At 71.6% G+C, this 16,174-nt stretch carries 20 protein-coding genes; 6 read left to right on the forward strand and 14 right to left on the reverse strand.

The annotated features are described in order from the left end of the window. Positions 1 to 31 precede the first annotated feature (31 nt). On the reverse strand, positions 32 to 751 hold the full coding sequence (locus IRX98_RS13010) for a beta-ketoacyl-ACP reductase (RefSeq protein ID WP_372456087.1): 720 nt from the start codon (positions 749 to 751) through the stop codon (positions 32 to 34). A 60-nt stretch (positions 752 to 811) separates the two neighbouring features. Continuing rightward, the gene (locus IRX98_RS13015) at positions 812 to 1,024 is read right to left on the reverse strand and encodes a dodecin (protein ID WP_224277372.1); all 213 of its coding nucleotides are present in this window, start codon (positions 1,022 to 1,024) and stop codon (positions 812 to 814) included. Between the two features lie 90 nt (positions 1,025 to 1,114). On the opposite strand from IRX98_RS13015, the gene IRX98_RS13020 reads away from it, so the two are divergent. Both IRX98_RS13020 and IRX98_RS13025 read left to right on the forward strand, forming a co-directional pair. Continuing rightward, on the forward strand, positions 1,115 to 1,405 hold the full coding sequence (locus tag IRX98_RS13020; protein WP_224277374.1) for a DUF3099 domain-containing protein: 291 nt from the start codon (positions 1,115 to 1,117) through the stop codon (positions 1,403 to 1,405). 180 nt (positions 1,406 to 1,585) lie between these two features. Further along, complete coding sequence (locus IRX98_RS13025; RefSeq protein WP_224277376.1) at positions 1,586 to 1,789, forward strand: acetone carboxylase; 204 nt, start codon at positions 1,586 to 1,588, stop codon at positions 1,787 to 1,789. Between the two features lie 31 nt (positions 1,790 to 1,820). On the opposite strand, the gene IRX98_RS22675 is transcribed toward IRX98_RS13025, so the two are convergent. Genes IRX98_RS22675 through IRX98_RS23770 form a run of 3 tightly spaced genes read right to left on the reverse strand, consistent with a single transcriptional unit; the run spans position 1,821 to position 4,077 of the window. Next, the gene (locus IRX98_RS22675) at positions 1,821 to 2,960 is read right to left on the reverse strand and encodes a CDP-glycerol glycerophosphotransferase family protein (protein WP_224277377.1); all 1,140 of its coding nucleotides are present in this window, start codon (positions 2,958 to 2,960) and stop codon (positions 1,821 to 1,823) included. A 60-nt stretch (positions 2,961 to 3,020) separates the two neighbouring features. Continuing rightward, positions 3,021 to 4,010 (reverse strand): GTP 3',8-cyclase MoaA, encoded by a 990-nt coding sequence (gene moaA, locus IRX98_RS13035; RefSeq protein WP_224277379.1) that lies wholly within the window; start codon positions 4,008 to 4,010, stop codon positions 3,021 to 3,023. Between the two features lie 10 nt (positions 4,011 to 4,020). After that, on the reverse strand, positions 4,021 to 4,077 hold the full coding sequence (locus tag IRX98_RS23770; RefSeq protein WP_224277628.1) for a hypothetical protein: 57 nt from the start codon (positions 4,075 to 4,077) through the stop codon (positions 4,021 to 4,023). On the opposite strand from IRX98_RS23770, the gene IRX98_RS13045 reads away from it, so the two are divergent. Further along, the gene (locus IRX98_RS13045) at positions 4,072 to 4,920 is read left to right on the forward strand and encodes an SURF1 family cytochrome oxidase biogenesis protein (RefSeq protein WP_224277381.1); all 849 of its coding nucleotides are present in this window, start codon (positions 4,072 to 4,074) and stop codon (positions 4,918 to 4,920) included. The two genes, IRX98_RS23770 and IRX98_RS13045, sit on opposite strands and share 6 nt — an antisense overlap. On the opposite strand, the gene IRX98_RS13050 is transcribed toward IRX98_RS13045, so the two are convergent. The 4 genes from IRX98_RS13050 to IRX98_RS13065 form a co-directional block, all read right to left on the reverse strand. Further along, the gene (locus IRX98_RS13050; RefSeq protein WP_224277383.1) at positions 4,864 to 5,634 is read right to left on the reverse strand and encodes an SDR family oxidoreductase; all 771 of its coding nucleotides are present in this window, start codon (positions 5,632 to 5,634) and stop codon (positions 4,864 to 4,866) included. The two genes, IRX98_RS13045 and IRX98_RS13050, sit on opposite strands and share 57 nt — an antisense overlap. A 46-nt stretch (positions 5,635 to 5,680) precedes the next feature. Continuing rightward, the gene (locus IRX98_RS13055; RefSeq protein WP_443683701.1) at positions 5,681 to 7,567 is read right to left on the reverse strand and encodes an ABC transporter ATP-binding protein; all 1,887 of its coding nucleotides are present in this window, start codon (positions 7,565 to 7,567) and stop codon (positions 5,681 to 5,683) included. Between the two features lie 81 nt (positions 7,568 to 7,648). Then, positions 7,649 to 8,434, reverse strand: a complete 786-nt coding sequence (locus IRX98_RS13060) for an enoyl-CoA hydratase/isomerase family protein (protein ID WP_224277387.1) — start codon at positions 8,432 to 8,434, stop codon at positions 7,649 to 7,651. A 75-nt stretch (positions 8,435 to 8,509) separates the two neighbouring features. Then, a complete protein-coding gene (locus IRX98_RS13065; RefSeq protein ID WP_224277389.1) occupies positions 8,510 to 10,108 on the reverse strand; it encodes an ABC-F family ATP-binding cassette domain-containing protein in 1,599 nt (532 codons plus the stop codon). Between the two features lie 108 nt (positions 10,109 to 10,216). Here IRX98_RS13065 and ypfJ point away from each other — a divergent pair, with 108 nt between their 5' ends. After that, the gene (ypfJ, locus tag IRX98_RS13070; protein ID WP_224277392.1) at positions 10,217 to 11,131 is read left to right on the forward strand and encodes a KPN_02809 family neutral zinc metallopeptidase; all 915 of its coding nucleotides are present in this window, start codon (positions 10,217 to 10,219) and stop codon (positions 11,129 to 11,131) included. 12 nt (positions 11,132 to 11,143) lie between these two features. On the opposite strand, the gene IRX98_RS13075 is transcribed toward ypfJ, so the two are convergent. After that, on the reverse strand, positions 11,144 to 12,064 hold the full coding sequence (locus IRX98_RS13075) for a phosphotransferase (RefSeq protein ID WP_224277394.1): 921 nt from the start codon (positions 12,062 to 12,064) through the stop codon (positions 11,144 to 11,146). 53 nt (positions 12,065 to 12,117) lie between these two features. Beyond that, positions 12,118 to 12,726 (reverse strand): acVLRF1 family peptidyl-tRNA hydrolase, encoded by a 609-nt coding sequence (locus IRX98_RS23105; protein WP_224277396.1) that lies wholly within the window; start codon positions 12,724 to 12,726, stop codon positions 12,118 to 12,120. A 118-nt stretch (positions 12,727 to 12,844) separates the two neighbouring features. Here IRX98_RS23105 and IRX98_RS13085 point away from each other — a divergent pair, with 118 nt between their 5' ends. Further along, positions 12,845 to 13,303, forward strand: a complete 459-nt coding sequence (locus IRX98_RS13085; RefSeq protein WP_224277398.1) for a hypothetical protein — start codon at positions 12,845 to 12,847, stop codon at positions 13,301 to 13,303. A 68-nt stretch (positions 13,304 to 13,371) separates the two neighbouring features. After that, positions 13,372 to 14,319, forward strand: coding sequence for an SMP-30/gluconolactonase/LRE family protein (locus IRX98_RS13090; protein ID WP_224277400.1), 948 nt, complete (start codon positions 13,372 to 13,374; stop codon positions 14,317 to 14,319). A 57-nt stretch (positions 14,320 to 14,376) separates the two neighbouring features. Here IRX98_RS13090 and IRX98_RS13095 read toward each other — a convergent pair whose 3' ends face one another. The 3 genes from IRX98_RS13095 to IRX98_RS23495 are packed head-to-tail and all read right to left on the reverse strand — an operon-like array spanning position 14,377 to position 16,155. After that, positions 14,377 to 14,922, reverse strand: coding sequence for an NYN domain-containing protein (locus IRX98_RS13095; RefSeq protein WP_224277402.1), 546 nt, complete (start codon positions 14,920 to 14,922; stop codon positions 14,377 to 14,379). 31 nt (positions 14,923 to 14,953) lie between these two features. Continuing rightward, on the reverse strand, positions 14,954 to 15,340 hold the full coding sequence (locus tag IRX98_RS13100) for an ASCH domain-containing protein (protein WP_224277404.1): 387 nt from the start codon (positions 15,338 to 15,340) through the stop codon (positions 14,954 to 14,956). Between the two features lie 32 nt (positions 15,341 to 15,372). Continuing rightward, positions 15,373 to 16,155, reverse strand: coding sequence for an aminoglycoside adenylyltransferase domain-containing protein (locus IRX98_RS23495; protein WP_224277406.1), 783 nt, complete (start codon positions 16,153 to 16,155; stop codon positions 15,373 to 15,375). Between the last annotated feature and the right edge of the window lie 19 nt (positions 16,156 to 16,174).

Here is a 16,174-nt window from a genome sequence, read left to right on the forward strand (position 1 = left end):
TCGTGTGGCGTCGAGGAGCGGGGTGGGTGCGTCAGTGGCCCATGCCGAGGCCGCCGTCGACCGGGATCACGGCCCCGGTGACGTAGGCGGCGCCGTCGGAGGCGAGCCAGGTGACAGCGGAGGCGACCTCTGCCGGAGAGGCGTAGCGGCCCAGCGGCACCTGCGTCTTGATGAGGGCCTTCTGGTCGTCTGTGAGCACGTCGGTCATGTCGGTCTCGACGAAGCCGGGCGAGACGACGTTGGTGGTGATCGAGCGACTGCCCAGCTCCCGGGCCAGCGAGCGCGCCAGGCCGACGAGGCCGGACTTGGACGCGGCGTAGTTGACCTGACCGGCCGAGCCGAGCATGCCGACCACGGACGAGATGAGGATGATCCGGCCGCGGCGCAGGCGCAGCATCCCCTTGGCCGCACGCTTGGCGAGCCGGAAGGTGCCGGTGAGGTTGGTGTCGATGACCGACGACCAGTCGTCCTCGCTCATCCGGAGGAGCAGGGTGTCCTTGGTGATGCCCGCGTTGGCGACCAGCACCTCGACCGGCCCGTGGGCCTCCTCGACCTGCTTGAACGCAGCCTCGACCGCGTCAGGGTCGGTGATGTCGCACCGCACGTCCAGCGCACCCTCGGGGGCGCCTCCGTTGCGGGTCGTCACCGCGACCTTGTCGCCCTGGGCGATGAAGGCCTCGGCGATGGCGCGACCGATGCCGCGGTTGCCGCCGGCGACCAGGACGGAACGGGGGGCGCTGGGTGCGGGAATCTCGCTCACTCCGACGACGCTAGTGATTACCGGGGGGTAGGCCGAAACCACCGGTGGCGACTACTCGTCCTCGAGGCGGAAGCCGACCTTCATCCCGACCTGGAAGTGCTCCACGGACCCGTCCTTGGCCTGGCCACGGATCTGGGTCACCTCGAACCAGTCGATGTGGCGCAGGGTCTGGCCGGCACGGTCGATGCCGTTGCGGATCGCCTGGTCGATGCCGTCCGGCGAGGTGCCGACGATCTCGGTGACGCGGTAGGTGCGGTTGGACATGGTTCCTCCTGTACGCCGGGCCGCCGGGCGCCGCTGTGGGGTGCGACACGGCCCGTGGATTGTGGAGCCTAGCGACGTACAGTGGAACGCATGGCCGAGCCCGACGTCGTACGCATCACGACGGCACGCAGCAGCGCCGCGGACGACATGAAGCTGCGCAAGCGACGCTACGCGTGGTCGATGTCGATCAGGCTGGTCTGCTTCCTCGCCGCGGTGATCGTCGGATCCGGCGTGTTCATGTGGCTCCTCATCGCCGGCGCGGTCTTCCTCCCGCTCTTCGCCGTGGTGATCGCCAACGCTGTCGACCAGCGAGACGACGGATTCACCCTGCCGTCGGGCCCGTCGGCCCCTGAACTGACGGCCGGCGAGCGTCCGGACTGAGGAAAAAAAGTCCGGCGACTTCTGCTCAGAAGGTTTGGTTTTCACCGACCCCGGTGGCATGATCTTCCACGCGAGCGCAGCATCCCCCGTCTGTGTTCGCTTCCGAGGTGCCGGACAGCTTCCCCCCGTGGCTGTCCGGCACCTCTACATTTGTCCCCTCCCACGCCCCGAGAGGTCTCCATGGATCCCGATCGCCCCATCTGCTCGGCGAAGGGGTGCCAGGCCGACGCCGTGTGGGACCTGCAGTGGAACAACCCGAAGATCCACACGCCCGAGCGACGCAAGTCGTGGCTGGCGTGCGATGACCACCGCCAGTCGCTCGCGGACTTCCTCGGCGCGCGCGGCTTCCTGAAGGACGTCGTCGCGCACGAGCACGACGCCTGACGCACCCGTTTCCTGCGGGAGCCCCGTCGGCTCAGGCGGTGATGGCCGTGCCGGAGGTGGCGTCGGCGACCAGCCGATCGCGCAGTGCCACGACCTCGGCCACGGCGGCTAGGAAGCGCGTGGTGCTGTCGCCGACGTGGAGGTCGTCGAAGTAGTGGTGGCGCATCGCCACGCGGTCGAGGTGGCGCGTGTCGTGGTCGAGCCGCTCGGCCAGCAGCGCGCTGAGGTCGTCCACGTTGGAGTGGTCGAGGACGTCGGCGCAGTGGCTGACCGGGACCTCCTGCCGCAGCGACTCGGTGTCGCCGTGGCGGTCGGTGAGGAGGATCGGCTTGTCGGTGTGGAGGTAGAGCCAGTCGAGGCCCACCGAGGAGACGTCGGTGACGATGGCGTCGCAGCCGGGCATCACCGCCAGGATGTCCCCGTTGAGGACCTGCGTGTGGCCCGCAGCGGGCTCGTCCTCCGCGGCCTCACCGACGAGGTCCATGATGCGCTGGTGCGCAGCGGCGATCGCCGGGGCGCGGCTCGTCGTCACCTTCGGGTGCGGCTTGTAGACCAGCCGTACGTCCGGCACGGCGAGGATCCCCCGCACGATCGACTCGCCGAAGAGGTCCACCGAGGTGTAGTCGTTGTAGTCGGCGTCGCCCTCCCACGTCGGGGCGTACATGACCGTGCGTCGCGGGCTCGGCGCCAGGAGCGGCGTACGCGGCAGGTCGAGCTGCGGGCGACCGATCCGCACGAGTCGTCCGGCGTCGAAGTCGAGGAGGCCGGTGAGGTAGCGCTCGACCGCGGCGCCACCCGCGACGAACACCCGGTCGTAGGCCTTGGCGTTGTTGCTCGCCATGGACTGCTTGTCGCTCTCGCCGTGGTTGATGTGGACGTGCAGGCGGCGGCTGTCGAGGAGCGACTCGAAGTTGAGGACCGAGTTGTTGCAGTAGAGCACGACCTTGGCGTCGAGCTCGGCGTAAAGCTCGGTCAGCTCGGGGAAGGTCGGGGCGGTGAAGACCTGCAGGTCGGTGCGGGCCGCCACCAGCGCGGCGGAGTCAGGGTCGCGCAGCACCAGACCCACGCGGTGGGACCCGTCGAGGATCTCGAGGACCTCCAGCCACTGCACGAGCTGGTAGGTCCTGGTGGGGTCGCCCGCGAAGTAGGCGATCACGTGCACGTCGTTCACGAGCAGATTCTAGTCGCCCGGAGGGCAACGGCACCCACCCGCAGGTGGATGTGGATGGTCTCAGCCGCCGATGGCGGACATCGGCCGGTCGGGCTGCAGGAAGGTCACGTCGTCGATGCCGTGGCCGGCGCGCTTGCCGAGCATCGCGATCACCCAGCGCTCGGCGATCTCCTGGTCCGTGGCGTCCGAGCGCAGAGCGGTGCGGAGGTCGGACTCCTCGCGAGCGAAGAGGCAGTTGCGCACCTGGCCGTCCGCGGTGAGGCGTACGCGGTCGCAGTCGCCGCAGAAGGGTCGCGTCACCGAGGCGATGATGCCGACGGTGGCCGGCCCCCCGTCGACGTCGAACAGCTCGGCCGGGGCGCTGCCGCGCGGCTCGCCGTGCGGCGTCAGGGTGAACTCGTCGGTGAGCTGGGCGTAGATCTCGTCGGCGGTGACCATCGCCGCACGGCTCCAGTCGTGCTGGGCGTCGAGCGGCATCTGCTCGATGAACCGCAGCTCGTAGCCGTGCTCGATGCTCCAGCGCAGCAGCTCGGCGGCCTGGTCGTCGTTGGTGCCGCGCAGCAGGACGGCGTTGAGCTTGATCGGGCCGAGGCCGGCAGCCTTGGCCGCCTCGAGGCCCGCGACCACGTCCTGGAGCCGGTCGCGGCGGGTGATCGTCGCAAAGGTCTCAGCGCGGACCGTGTCGATGCTGGCGTTGATCCGGTCGAGGCCGGCGTCGGCGAGGGCCTGCGCGGTGCGGTTGAGGCCGAGGGCGTTGGTGGTGAGCGAGGTCTCGACGCCGAGGGCGTGCGTGCGGGAGACGATGTCGACCAGGCCGCGTCGCAGCAGCGGCTCGCCGCCGGTGAAGCGCACCTCGCGGATCCCGAGGCGCTCGACCCCGATCGTGATCAGGCGCACCACCTCGTCGTCGGTGAGCGTCTGGTCCGTGGGCAGCCAGTCGAGGCCCTCGGCCGGCATGCAGTAGTTGCACCGCAGGTTGCACCGGTCGGTCAGGGACACGCGCAGGTCCGTGGCCACGCGGCCGAATCGGTCTGCCAGAGGTGTCGTCACACCCACCACCCTAGCGAGGCACCCCCCACGCGCTCAGGACGCGCCGGATAACCTCGTCCTCGTGCACAAGCTGCGGTTCCTGGTCTCACGCCGCTGGGTCGCCTTCGCGCTCGTGGTCGTCTTCCTCGGCTGGGTCGCCTGGCGCCTCGGTGAGTGGCAGTTCGACCGACTCGAGGAGCGTCAGGACCGCAACGCGACCATCGAGCGCAACGAGAAGGCCGGCGCCGACCCGATCCTCGAGGTGATGGCGCCGGGACGGGACGTCACCCGGGACACCGAGTGGCGGATCGTGGAGGCGACCGGCACCTACGCCGTCGAGGACACGGTGATCGTGCGCTACCGCACCCGCGAGGGCGCGGCCGGCGTCGACGTCGTCGTGCCCCTCGAGCTCTCCGACGGCTCCAGTGTGCTGGTCGACCGCGGATGGTTCGGCACCGACAACCGGGGCGCCACCTCCGAGGACGTCCCCGAGCCGCCGACCGGCGAGGTGACGGTGACGGGCTTCGTGCGCCAGGACGCCGAGGGCGACAGCACCCAGGTCAGCGACCAGTCCACGCGCGCGGTCAACAGCGCCGAGATCGCGGAGGCGCTCGACCGCGAGGTGCTCGGCGGGTGGATCGACCTGCGCACCGAGTCGCCCGAGGCAGCGACGCCGCTCGCCCCGGTGGAGATGCCCGAGCTCAACGAGGGCCCGCACTTCTTCTACGGGCTGCAGTGGTGGTTCTTCGGCGCGCTCGCGATCTTCGGCTTCTTCTACCTGATGTACGACGAGTGGCGGGGCGGGCGTGGCCCGTGGGGCAAGACCCGTGACGAGGCCGCCCGGACCGGGGTTGCTGCCGACCGGGGGCCTGCGTCAGAGGCTGCGCAGGAGCCCGCCGTCGACCGGAAGCATCACGCCCGTCAGGAATGACGCCGCGGGCGAGAGCAGGAACGCCGCGACCGCACCGAACTCCGCCGGCTCGCCGTAGCGTCCCAGCGGGATGGTCGCCTCCGCCGCCCGACGCGCCTCCTCCGGGTCCCCGGTGGAGGCATCGAGCTCGGCGACGCGGTCCGTCGCGATCCTGCCGGGCAGGAGGCCGTTGACCCGTACGCCGCGGGGGCCGAGCTCGTCGGCGAGGGTCTTGGCCACCATCGCCAGACCGGGTCGCAGCCCGTTGGAGATCGCCATCTCCGGCAACGGCGCCCGCACGCTCGATGACAGCACCAGCCCGAGCGCACCACCCGAGGCCAGCGCGGCGCCGACCTCACGGGCCAGGCGTACGGCTCCGAGGAAGACCGACTCGAAGGCCGCGCTCCACTGCTCGTCGGTGATGGTCGACACCGGGCCCTTCGGCGGACCGCCGACACTGATCAGCGCGCCGTCGACGCGGCCCCACGTGTCGTGGGCCGCCGCAAGCAACCTGGCCGGGGTCTCGCGCTCGGCGTTGTCGGCCACGACGGCCACGGCGGCCTGACGGCCGGCGGAGTCGTCGAGGGCACGGACAGCCTCATCGAGGGACTCCTGCGACCGGCCCGACAGCACGACCCGGGCACCCTCGCCGACGAGCGCCTCGGCGCTCGCGCGGCCCAGGCCGCGGGCCCCTCCGGTGACGATGAGGACGCGGTCGGTCAGGCGGAGGTCCATCTCCCGAGCCTAGTCATCGGGTTTCGAGGCTCGCTGCGTTCGCACCTCAACCAGCGACGGTGGACTCGGTCCTGCCCTCGCGGAACTGGGTCGCGTGGAGGGTGGCGTAGAGGCCGCCCGCGGCCAGCAGCTCGGCGTGGGTCCCCTGCTGGACGACCCGCCCGTCCTCGAGGACGAGAATGAGGTCGGCGTTGCGGACCGTCGAGAGCCGGTGGGCGATCACGAGGGACGTACGCCCCTCGAGCGCGGCGTCGAGGGCCTGCTGGACGGCTGCCTCGGACTCGCTGTCGAGGTGGGCGGTCGCCTCGTCGAGGACCACGATGGCGGGCGCCTTGAGGAGCAACCTCGCGATGGCCAGACGCTGGCGCTCGCCGCCGCTGAGGCGGTAGCCGCGGTCGCCGACGACCGTGTCGAGCCCGTCGGGCAGCGACTTCACCAGCGTGGCGATCTGCGCCGCCTCGAGCGCCGCCCACACGTCGGTGTCGTCGGCGCCGGGGCGGGCGTAGAGCAGGTTGGCCCGGATGGTGTCGTGGAACATGTGCGCGTCCTGGGTGACGTAGCCGACGACGTCCTCCAGCGACTGCAGCGTCACGTCGCGCACGTCGTGGCCGCCCACCCGCACGGCACCGGACTCGACGTCGTAGAGGCGCGCGACGAGGTGCGTGACAGTGGTCTTGCCGGCGCCGGAGGGACCGACGAGCGCGACCATCTGTCCCGGCTCGGCTGTGAACGTGACGTCGTGGAGCACCTGCCCGGTGTCGCGCGACTCGGTGCGCGCCACGGTCTCGAGCGAGGCGAGCGAGATCTGGTCGGCGCGGGGGTAGGTGAAGGCGACGTGGTCGAACTCGAGCTTCGAGGCGCTGGGCGCCAGCGCGACGGCGTCGGGCTTCTCCTGGATCAGCGACGGCAGGTCGAGGACCTCGAAGACCCGGTCGAAGCTCACGAGGGCGGTCATCACGTCGATGCGCACGTTGGAGAGCCCCTGCAGCGGGCCGAGCAGGCGGGTGAGCAGGACCCCGAGGGCGACGATCGTGCCGACGGACAGGTCGCCCTGGATCGCGAGGTAGCCGCCGATGCCGTAGACGAGTGCCGTGGCGAGCGACGGCACCAGCGTCATGGCGGCGAAGAAGATGCGGGTCAGCAGGGAGATCCGGATGCCGAGGTCGCGCACGACCGCCGCCTTCTGCGCGTAGGCCACGTCCTCGACGTCACGGCGGCCGAAGAGCTTGAGCAGCATCGCGCCGCCGACGTTGAAGCGCTCGGTCATGGCGTTGCCCAGGTCGGCGTTGCCGTCCATCTGCGCGCGGGACAGGTCGGCCAGGCGCGCGCCGACGAGGCGCGAGGCGATCAGCAGGATCGGGAACAGTGCCAGGCACAGCACCGTGACCGGCCAGCTGAGGAAGAGCATCGTCACGCCGACGACGACGGCGGAGATCACGTTGGAGACGGTGCCCTGGAGCGTGGAGGTGAAGGCGCGTTGGGCGCCGATGACGTCGTTGTTGAGCCGACTGACGAGTGCGCCGGTCTGGGTGCGGGTGAAGAAGGCGAGCGACTGGCGCTGCACGTGGGCGAACACCTGCGTGCGGAGGTCGTAGATCAGGCCCTCGCCGATGCGGCTGGAGAGCCACCCGGTGATGAGGCCGAACCCGGAGTCCACGATCGCGACGAGCGCGACCAGCAGGGCCAGCCACACCACCAGCGAGGTGTCGCCGGAGCTGACGCCGTCGTCGATGATCATCTTCAGCAGCAGCGGCGGCGCGACGACCAGCGCGGCGTCGACCACGGTCACGGCGAGGAAGCCCGCGATCAGCTTTCGGTGCGGTCTCGCGAAGGTCAGGACCCGGCGCAGCGTGCGGCGCTCGATCTTGTTGTCGACGACGCTCCGGTCACTGCGCAGGTGCCGCCACGGCGGTCCTCCCGCTCCCGGTCCCATCGACATGCGTCCACTCCCTCAGCCCGTCCGACGCAGGCAGAACGCCCGCATCGACCCCAGTGTTCCTGAGGGGTACGACGATCAGCCGGCGAGGGCGGCCGCGACGGCGCGGAAGCGGCGTACCTGCGCCTCGCGCTCGAGGCGGCGCTGCTCGTCGAGGTCGCGCTCCCCCGCCCCCTGGAGCAGGGCCTTGGTCTCGGGGACGACCCCGGGCATCGGTGCCGTGAGGGCCGCGGCGAGGTCGGCGACCGCGGCGTCGAGGTCGGCCGACGGCACCGCCGAGGTCGCCAGGCCGATCCGCACCGCTTCCTCGGCCCCGACCACCCGCGCGGTGGCGCAGATCTCGAGCGCGCGGGCATAGCCGACGTGCTCGACCAGCGGCTTGGTGCCGGTGAGGTCGGGCACGAGACCGAGGGCGGACTCCTTCATGGAGAACTTGGCGTCGTCGGCCACCACCCGCAGGTCGCACGACAGCGCGAGCTGGAAGCCCGCACCGATGGCATAGCCGCGCACCTTGGCGATCGAGACGAAGCGCGGGTCGCGCAGCCAGGTGAAGCCGCCCTGGAACTCGTCGATCCGCGCAGAGGCCTCCTCGTCGCTGAGCGCGAGCAGGCCGACGACGCTCTCCTGGCCCGCCGTCGACGGGTCGAGCATCGCCCGGTCCAGGCCCGCGGAGAACGTGTCGCCCTCCCCCGTCACCACCACGACGCGTACGTCGTCGGGCAGGGTGCGCCCGATCTCGCCGAGCGCGATCCACATCGCCGGCGTCTGGGCGTTGCGCACGTCGGGACGGTCGAGCGTCACCGTCGCCACCGGGCCCTCGATGTCGAGGCGGAGTCCGACGGCGGCGAGGTCTGCGGGAGTCATGCACCGAGGTTACTACTCACGGGTAACAGTGGTTTCGAGGCTCGCTGCGCTCGCACCTCAACCACCGACAGCAGGTCAGGCGAGCGACACCAGGTCGGCGTAGTCCTCGTTCCACAGGTCCTCGTCGCCGTCGGGCAGCAGCAGCACCCGGTCAGGGTCGAGCGCCCGCACCGCGCCCTCGTCGTGCGTGACGAGGATGATCGCGCCGGTGTAGCTGCGGATCGCGTGGAGCACCTCCTCGCGGGAGGCGGGGTCGAGGTTGTTGGTGGGCTCGTCGAGCAGCAGCACGTTGGCGCTGGAGACGACCAGGATCGCCAGGGCGAGGCGGGTCTTCTCCCCGCCGGACAGCACACCGGCGGGCTTGTGGGCGTCGTCTCCGGAGAAGAGGAACGAGCCGAGCACCGAGCGCGCCTGGGTGTCGGTGAGCTCCGGAGCCGCGCTGTGCATGTTCTCCAGCACCGTGCGGTTGACGTCGAGCGTCTCGTGCTCCTGGGCGTAGTAGCCCATCTTGAGGCCGTAGCCCGGCACGACCTCGCCGGTGTCGGGCTGGTCGACGCCGGCCAGGATGCGCAGCATCGTGGTCTTGCCGGCGCCGTTGAGGCCTAGGATGACCACGCGGCTGCCACGGTCGATCGCGAGGTCGACGGCGGTGAAGACCTCGAGCGAGCCGTAGGACTTCGACAGCTCCGAGCCCATGAGCGGCGTCTTGCCGCACGGGGCGGGCTCGGGGAAGGCGATCCGCGCCACCTTGTCGGCCGTGCGCTCGCCCTCGATGCCGGCCATCATCTTCTCGGCGCGCTTGAGCATCGACTGCGCGGCCTGGGCCTTGGTGGCCTTGGCGCGCATCTTGTTGGCCTGGTCGGTGAGCACCTTGGCCTTGTTCTCGGCGTTCGAGCGCTCGCGCTTGCGGCGCTTCTCGTCGTCCTCGCGCTGGGTGAGGTAGTTGTGCCAGCCCATGTTGTAGACGTCGATGACGGCACGGTTGGCGTCGAGGTGGAAGACCTTGTTGACGGTCGCCTCGAGCAGGGCGTTGTCGTGGCTGATGACCACGAACCCGCCGCGGTGCGCCTTGAGGAAGTCGCGCAGCCACACGATCGAGTCGGCGTCGAGGTGGTTGGTGGGCTCGTCGAGCAGCATGATCTCGGCGCCCGAGAAGAGGATGCGCGCGAGCTCGACCCGGCGGCGCTGGCCACCGGAGAGGGTGCCGATCGGCTGGGCGAGGATGCGCTCCTCGATGCCGAGGGCTGCGGCCATCTGCGCGGCCTCGGACTCGGCGGCGTAGCCACCACCGGCGTGAAGCTCGGCGTCGGCGCGGGCCCAGCGCTTCATGCCGCGCTCGTGGACCTTGGGGTCGGGGTCGGCCATGTCGACCTCGGCGTCGCGCAGGCGGCGTACGACCTCGTCGAGGCCGCGCGCGGACAGGATCCGGTCGCGCGCGATGACCTCGGGGTCGCCGACGCGCGGGTCCTGCGGGAGGTAGCCGACCTCGCCGCTGCGGAGCACCTGCCCGTCGGCGGGGGTGCCCTCGCCGGCGAGGATGCGGGTGAGGGTCGTCTTGCCGGCGCCGTTGCGCCCCACGAGGCCCACCTTGTCGCCCGCGGCGATGCGGAAGGTGACGTCCTCCATGAGGAGCCGCGCGCCGGCTCTGACCTCGAGCTTCTGGGCGGTGATCATCGGGCCACATCCTACGAAGGGGTGGAGGCAGGAGCCCCATCGGCGGCGCAGGCGCTAATCTGCGCTGTGGTCGCTCCGACCGTCACGACCTGCGGAAAGGCACCACCCATGCGCTTCAACCCGAAGGCCCGTCTCGACACCTCTCGCGTCCGCGACGGTGGCGGCGGTGGCGCCTCCGGCGGTCCGATGCGCATCCCGCTGCCCGGCGGGACCAAGGCCGGTGGCGGCATCGGTGCGGTGCTGATCGTCATCCTCTTCCTCATCCTGCAGCAGTGCGCCGGCGGCGGGCTCCCGAGCCCCGGCGGCGGCACCTCGTCGGGCACCGACACCAGCCGGATGCAGGACACCGAGCGCTACGACAACTGCAAGACAGGCGACGACGCCAACACCGACGTGGACTGCGCGCGGGTGGCGGTCGAGAACTCGCTCGTCGACTACTGGGCCGACACGCTGCCCAGCCAGTCGGACACCCAGTTCTCCCCCGCGTCGATGACGACCTTCAGCGGCGCCGTGCCCACCGGCTGCGGCCAGGCCTCCTCGCAGGTCGGACCGTTCTACTGCCCGCCCGACCAGGGCATCTACCTCGACACCACCTTCTTCGCCGACGTCCTCGAAGGCCAGCTCGGCGGCCAGGGCGGCGACTTCGTCGAGCCCTACGTCCTCGCCCACGAGTACGGCCACCACGTGCAGAACCTGATGGGCACCATGGGCCGGGTCCGCACCCAGCAGGGCGCTGACTCCGACGCCGTACGCCTCGAGCTCCAGGCCGACTGCTACGCCGGGATGTGGACGGCCCACGCCGAGGACAGCGAGCTGATCACTCTCGACCCTGCCGACATTGAAGAGGCGCTCGACTCCGCCAAGGCCGTGGGCGACGACCGGATCCAGCAGAAGTCCGGGCAGGGCGTCGACCCCGAGGGCTGGACGCACGGCTCGTCGGAGCAGCGGATGGCGTGGTTCACCCGTGGCTACGAGGAGGGCTCGCTCGAGGCGTGCGACACCTTCTCGGCCAGCGACCTCTGAGCCGCGGCACCCTCAGGCGAGCAGCGCCTCGATCTGGGTGACCTGGCGCTGCATCGCACGGATGTAAGGGGCGACGGCCGGGTGGCGGAACTTCCCGACCAGGGCTCCATTACCGTCGGCGACGCGCGCCAGGGCCCAGTCCAGGCGGGTGAGCGCGGTGTAGACCGCCATCACCCGGGCGCCTGTCATCACCTGCTCGATGGTGGCCAGGCCTGCCGGCAGCGCGTCGACGTACGCCTCCACGAGCGGCTCGACGTCCTCGCGGGTCGCGAGGGAGAGGTAGCCCAGGTCGGAGCCGACCGGTCCACGTCCCAGGTGGGCCCAGTCGATGGCGATCGCACCCTCGCCCTCGGGCACGCGCCCGGGGATGTTGGCCGCGGAGGGGTCGCCGTGCTGGGCGACCTGCGGCAGCGCGTCACAGCGGTCGAGCCAGGGCTCGCGGTGCCGCCAGAGGTGGTCGGCGATGTCGGCGACGGGCGTGCGGGCGAGGGTGCGCCATCCTCCGCGTCGGTCGACCAGCGCCAGTCGGGTGCGGAGCTGGTCGCGGGCGAGCCACGGGTGCTCTCCCAGGTCGACGGCTGCGAAGCGACCGAGGCAGGCGGCGAGCCAGAGGCCGGGCGCGTCGTGGTGCTCGACGCGCTCGTGGACGAGCGTGACGCCCTCGTCGTCCTCCTCGACTCGTACGACGCCCGCCTCGCGCAGCCCCGGCGAACCGGCGACCACGCCGCTGAGCGCGACGTCGGCAGCGCGCCGCCAGTAGTTCACGTCGCGTGGCGCGAGGGCGCCACCGGCGGCGTACGGGTCCGGAGCCTGCAGCCGCTTGACCACCACGTCACGCCCGCCGATGCTGGCCGACCAGACCCCGGCGGTGGCCGGTCCGGCACCGGGGAGGGCTCGCCACCCGGGCTCGGGCTGCCAGCGGGAGCCGTCCATGGGCGCGAACCTAGCGCACCCCGCGGTCGCTGCGGCGCAGGATCGCGCGCAGGTCAGCCGGCGTTGATGACCTCGACGCGGATCGCCTGCGCGTCGAGGACCGCCTGGTCGAGCACCGCGCGCCGGGGGTCGGGCACGGCCAGCCACGGCTCGACGACCGTGAGCCGCGCCAGCCGCGGGTCGGTCAGCACCGCTTCGACCGCGCCGTGGTCGCCCCCGGTCACGACCGGCCCGACGCCGGCGAGGATCCGCGCGGCGTGCTCGGCCGCCGCCTCGTAGGCCTGCCGCGCCTGGTTGTCGCGTCGGCGCGCGAAGCGCTGCTGGCTCTGGCCGCCCGCCTTGGTGCGACCCTGCACGTGGCGCTGGCCGATCTTGTGCCCGACGAGACCGGTGCCGCGCAGGCGGGCGACGGCGAAGCCGCCCTTGCGCACCAGCAGGACGCCCCACTCCCCCGGCGGCACGGCGGCCTCGGCGAAAGCGGTGGCGTCGACCGGTCCGGCGTACGCCGTCGCGAACGGCAGGTGGGCGGTGAAGTGCGAGCCGTCCGCGGCGCGCCCCGACAGGTCGCCGTCCCGGACCTGCAGGTCGGTGTCGCCGTGGCCGGTCGTGAAGTTGTCGACCCATCGTGGCCAGCGGGCGGCGGGGACGAGGACGTGGGGCACGGGCCGAACCTAGCCGTTGTGCCTCGCGAGGAGGTGTCCGCGTCCCGCCCACCTCGTCTATGGTCCCCGTCATGCACGCACCGGGTCCTCCCGTCGCCCCGCGTCCCGCGGTGGCGTCGTGACCGGCTGGGTCTACATCGGGATCATCTCGGTGGGCCTGATCGGCTGGGCGTTCGTGCTGGGGGACCGCCTCGACTACGAGCACCGCCTCGCGACGTGGTGGGTGGACGGCGCGCGGGACCTGGGAGCGGCGGCGGGTCCGGTGTCGTTCATCAGGTCGACCCTCCTGCTGGCGATCTACAGTGTCGTCGCGTGGCTCGGCGACCTGCTGGCGACCGGGCTCGGCCACCCGCTGTGGGCCCTGCTGCTCTCGGGGCCGGCCATGCTGGCCTACGCACCCGTGGTCCTGGCGATGGCGCCCATCGACTTCACGGCGTACACGACCTGGAGGTCCCACCTCGCTGCCGCCGGCGCAGACACGGGGCAGCAGCGCGCGATCGCGTGGGGGGCGGGGCCGCCCGCGCTGGCGGGGTTCGGCGCCGTGTTCTTGACGCTGGCGACGATCTTCGGCGTCTGAGGACGAGCCTCACCCCCTTCGCTCCCGTGGTTACAGTCGGAGATCCACCACTTCCGGGAGGTCCCACCGTGCGCCGCATCCTCGTCCCCGCCCTCACCGCCGTCCTCGGGCTCAGCGCCCTGACCGCGACGTCCCCCGCGTCCGCGGCACCCGCCGAGCGCGACAAGCCGTTCCCCTCACGCATCGAGCTGCCCGACGGCTTCGAGCCGGAGGGCATCGCGATCGGTCCCGGCGCGAAGGCCTGGCTCGGGTCGCTCGCGGACGGCGACATCTACCGCGTCTCGCTGCGCACCGGCGAGGGCGAGGTCGTCGTCGACGGCACCGGCACCCCCGCCGTCGGCCTCAAGTCCGACCGTCGCGCCCGGCTCTTCGTCGCCGGCGGTGACTCCGGCACGGCCCGCGTGGTCGAGACCCGCTCCGGCGACGTCACCGACTACGACCTCGACGGCGCCTTCGTCAACGACGTGGTCCTCACCAAGCAGGCCGCGTGGTTCACCGACTCCGGCCTGCCGCAGCTCTACCGCGTCGCACGCGACGCGAAGGGCGCTGCTGCTGCGACGGCGACGACGCTCCCCCTGACCGGCGAGTGGGTGCAGGGCACCGGCTTCGGCGCCAACGGCATCAGCACCACCCCCACCGGCGGCGACCTGCTCGTCATCAACTCCGGCACCGGCGTGCTCTACCGCGTCGACCCGTCGACCGGTGTCGCGACCGCGGTGGACCTCGGTGGCGCCTCGCTCACCATGGGCGACGGCATGCTCCGCCACGGCCGGCTGCTCTACGTCGTGCGCAACCGCATCAACGAGATCGCCGTGATCCGCCTCGACCGCACCGGGTCCAGCGGCGAGCTCGTGCGCACCATCACCGCCGACGACCTCGCCGAGTCGACGAGCTTCGACGTGCCGACCACGGTCGCGAAGTTCGGCGGGAAGCTCTACCTGCCCAACGCGCGCTTCGGCACCACCGCGACCCCCGACACCGACTACTGGGTGACGAAGGTCCGCGCGAAGCCGTGACGGCTGCGGCGGGCGTCGACCCGGGCTCGGTGCCCGGACGGCGCCCGCCGTCCCGCCTCAGAGGAAGTCGAGCGGGTCGAACTGGTCGATCGGGATGATCCGCACGCGCGGCAGCGGGGTGTTGAAGGCGCCGAGGTCGTACTCGAGGTCGAAGATCCGCAGGCCCGGCAGGTTGCGGAACTGCGAGTTGATGAACTCGGTGAAGCCGATGACGCCGACCTGCCGTGAGCCGTCGCACAGCTGGGCCACCTGGTCGACGAAGTCACCGTCGTGACTGACCAGCACGACGTCGGCGTCACGGTCGACGAGCGCCTCGGCGGTGCGCTGGATCGCGATGTCGACGATCTTGCCCTCACCGCTCAGCGGGACCGGCTTGAAGCCGATCGCGAGGAGCGCCTGCACGAAGCTGATCGGCATCTCGGTGGTGGCGGCCAGGAAGAACAGACCGGTGACGTCCTGGTCGAAGGCCCGCTCGGCCCACTCCAGCAGCCGGTCCCACCGGGGCCGCTCCTCGGGCCGGGGGCGCCGCCCCAGGATCGAGGTGCCCAGGGTGGCGTCGATGTTCTCCCCGTCGACGAGGAGGTAGGTCATCCGCTCGGCCATGCGAGGACTCTCCCACACCCGGGCGAGGCACTCAGGCGCGGTAGACGACCCGGAACGCCTCGACGACCTCGTCGCCGGTCGTGCGGACCTCGCTGACCTCCACCAGCGCGCGCGGCACACCGGAGCCGTCGCACAGGATCGACAGCACACCCACCTGCGGCAGGTCGCCGAGGTAGTCCGCGGCGTCGGCCGTCGTCTCACCGCGCTCGTCGGCCAGCACCTGCTCGACGAACGCGTCGGACTCCTGCGCGGAGTCGCCGTACGCCCACGCCGGCGGCGGCACCGACTCCAGCGTGGTCGGCCCGAAGTAGGACGGCGCCGCGTTGAGCTTGGCGTGGAAGCGGGCGAGCTCCCAGAAGACGCGGAGCTCCTCGTGGTCGAAGTCGGTCTCGGACAGGTCGACCTCGGGCTCATCCATGACCGGAGCCTAGCGAGCCGACCCCGATCCGCTCAGGCCACGGCAGCGACGTACGCCGCGAAGTCCCGCGCGGCCTCCATCGAGCCGGGGCGCGGTGCGGCCTGCGGGTCCAGGCCGAGGTCGCGGTCGGCCAGCACCTGCTGGAGCAGCGGTCGAAACCGCGGGTCACCGTGCACCATCGCCCAGCGCAGTGCGTCCCGCTTGCTCGCGACCTCGCCGGTGCGGACGGTGTAGAGGCTGCGGCTGGCCTGGACGACGAGGTAGCGCTGGCACCACGCGACGTCCGCGGAGCACCAGGACGCGATGTCGTCGACGAGGCTCGCGAGACCTGCGCGCGCGCCCTCACGCAGCACCTCGTCGGGCACCTCCCCGACCACCTCGGCGGGACACGGACCGACGAGCGTGATGCCGTGCTCGCGCAGGACCCAACGGGTCCACGGCTGGTTGCAGTGGGTGGACCACGTCATCTCGTCGTGACCGTGGTCGACGTAGAGCCACTCCCGACCCAGGCCCTTGATCGAGCGCAGGTCGGCGGCGACGGCGTAGGACCCCTCGAGGTGGCCGAACCAGTGCCCCTCGCGGTGCGGCAGGTCCCGGTGCAGCGCCCGCAGCGCCGCCTCCTGCGCGGCGTCGGGACGATCCCGCACCACGACGACGAAGTCGCAGTCGCTGTGCAGGTCACCCGCGCCGAGCGCGAACGAGCCCTGCAGGTATGCACCCACGAACGACTCCCCCAGCGCCTGCCGGGCGCCGGTGACGAGCACGTGGAGCACGCCGTTGAGCTCGGCGTAGCGCGTGGGGTGGGGGTTGAGCACGGATGGAGTGTGCGCCCCC

It is taken from the genome of Nocardioides lacusdianchii (assembly GCF_020102855.1).
GTDB lineage: Bacteria > Actinomycetota > Actinomycetes > Propionibacteriales > Nocardioidaceae > Nocardioides > Nocardioides lacusdianchii.

What these genes read in the sequence shown, in the direction of transcription:
- ypfJ (WP_224277392.1), top strand. Translation starts at nt 10,217, where the DNA reads ATGCGCTTCAACCCGAAGGCCCGTCTCGACACCTCTCGCGTCCGCGAC.
- IRX98_RS13020 (WP_224277374.1), top strand. Translation starts at nt 1,115, where the DNA reads ATGGCCGAGCCCGACGTCGTACGCATCACGACGGCACGCAGCAGCGCC.
- IRX98_RS13100 (WP_224277404.1), bottom strand. Translation starts at nt 15,340, where the DNA reads ATGGATGAGCCCGAGGTCGACCTGTCCGAGACCGACTTCGACCACGAG.
- IRX98_RS13025 (WP_224277376.1), top strand. Translation starts at nt 1,586, where the DNA reads ATGGATCCCGATCGCCCCATCTGCTCGGCGAAGGGGTGCCAGGCCGAC.
- IRX98_RS13075 (WP_224277394.1), bottom strand. Translation starts at nt 12,064, where the DNA reads ATGGACGGCTCCCGCTGGCAGCCCGAGCCCGGGTGGCGAGCCCTCCCC.
- IRX98_RS13060 (WP_224277387.1), bottom strand. Translation starts at nt 8,434, where the DNA reads ATGACTCCCGCAGACCTCGCCGCCGTCGGACTCCGCCTCGACATCGAG.
- IRX98_RS13095 (WP_224277402.1), bottom strand. Translation starts at nt 14,922, where the DNA reads ATGGCCGAGCGGATGACCTACCTCCTCGTCGACGGGGAGAACATCGAC.
- IRX98_RS13055 (WP_443683701.1), bottom strand. Translation starts at nt 7,567, where the DNA reads ATGGGACCGGGAGCGGGAGGACCGCCGTGGCGGCACCTGCGCAGTGAC.
- IRX98_RS13065 (WP_224277389.1), bottom strand. Translation starts at nt 10,108, where the DNA reads ATGATCACCGCCCAGAAGCTCGAGGTCAGAGCCGGCGCGCGGCTCCTC.
- IRX98_RS13015 (WP_224277372.1), bottom strand. Translation starts at nt 1,024, where the DNA reads ATGTCCAACCGCACCTACCGCGTCACCGAGATCGTCGGCACCTCGCCG.
- IRX98_RS13050 (WP_224277383.1), bottom strand. Translation starts at nt 5,634, where the DNA reads ATGGACCTCCGCCTGACCGACCGCGTCCTCATCGTCACCGGAGGGGCC.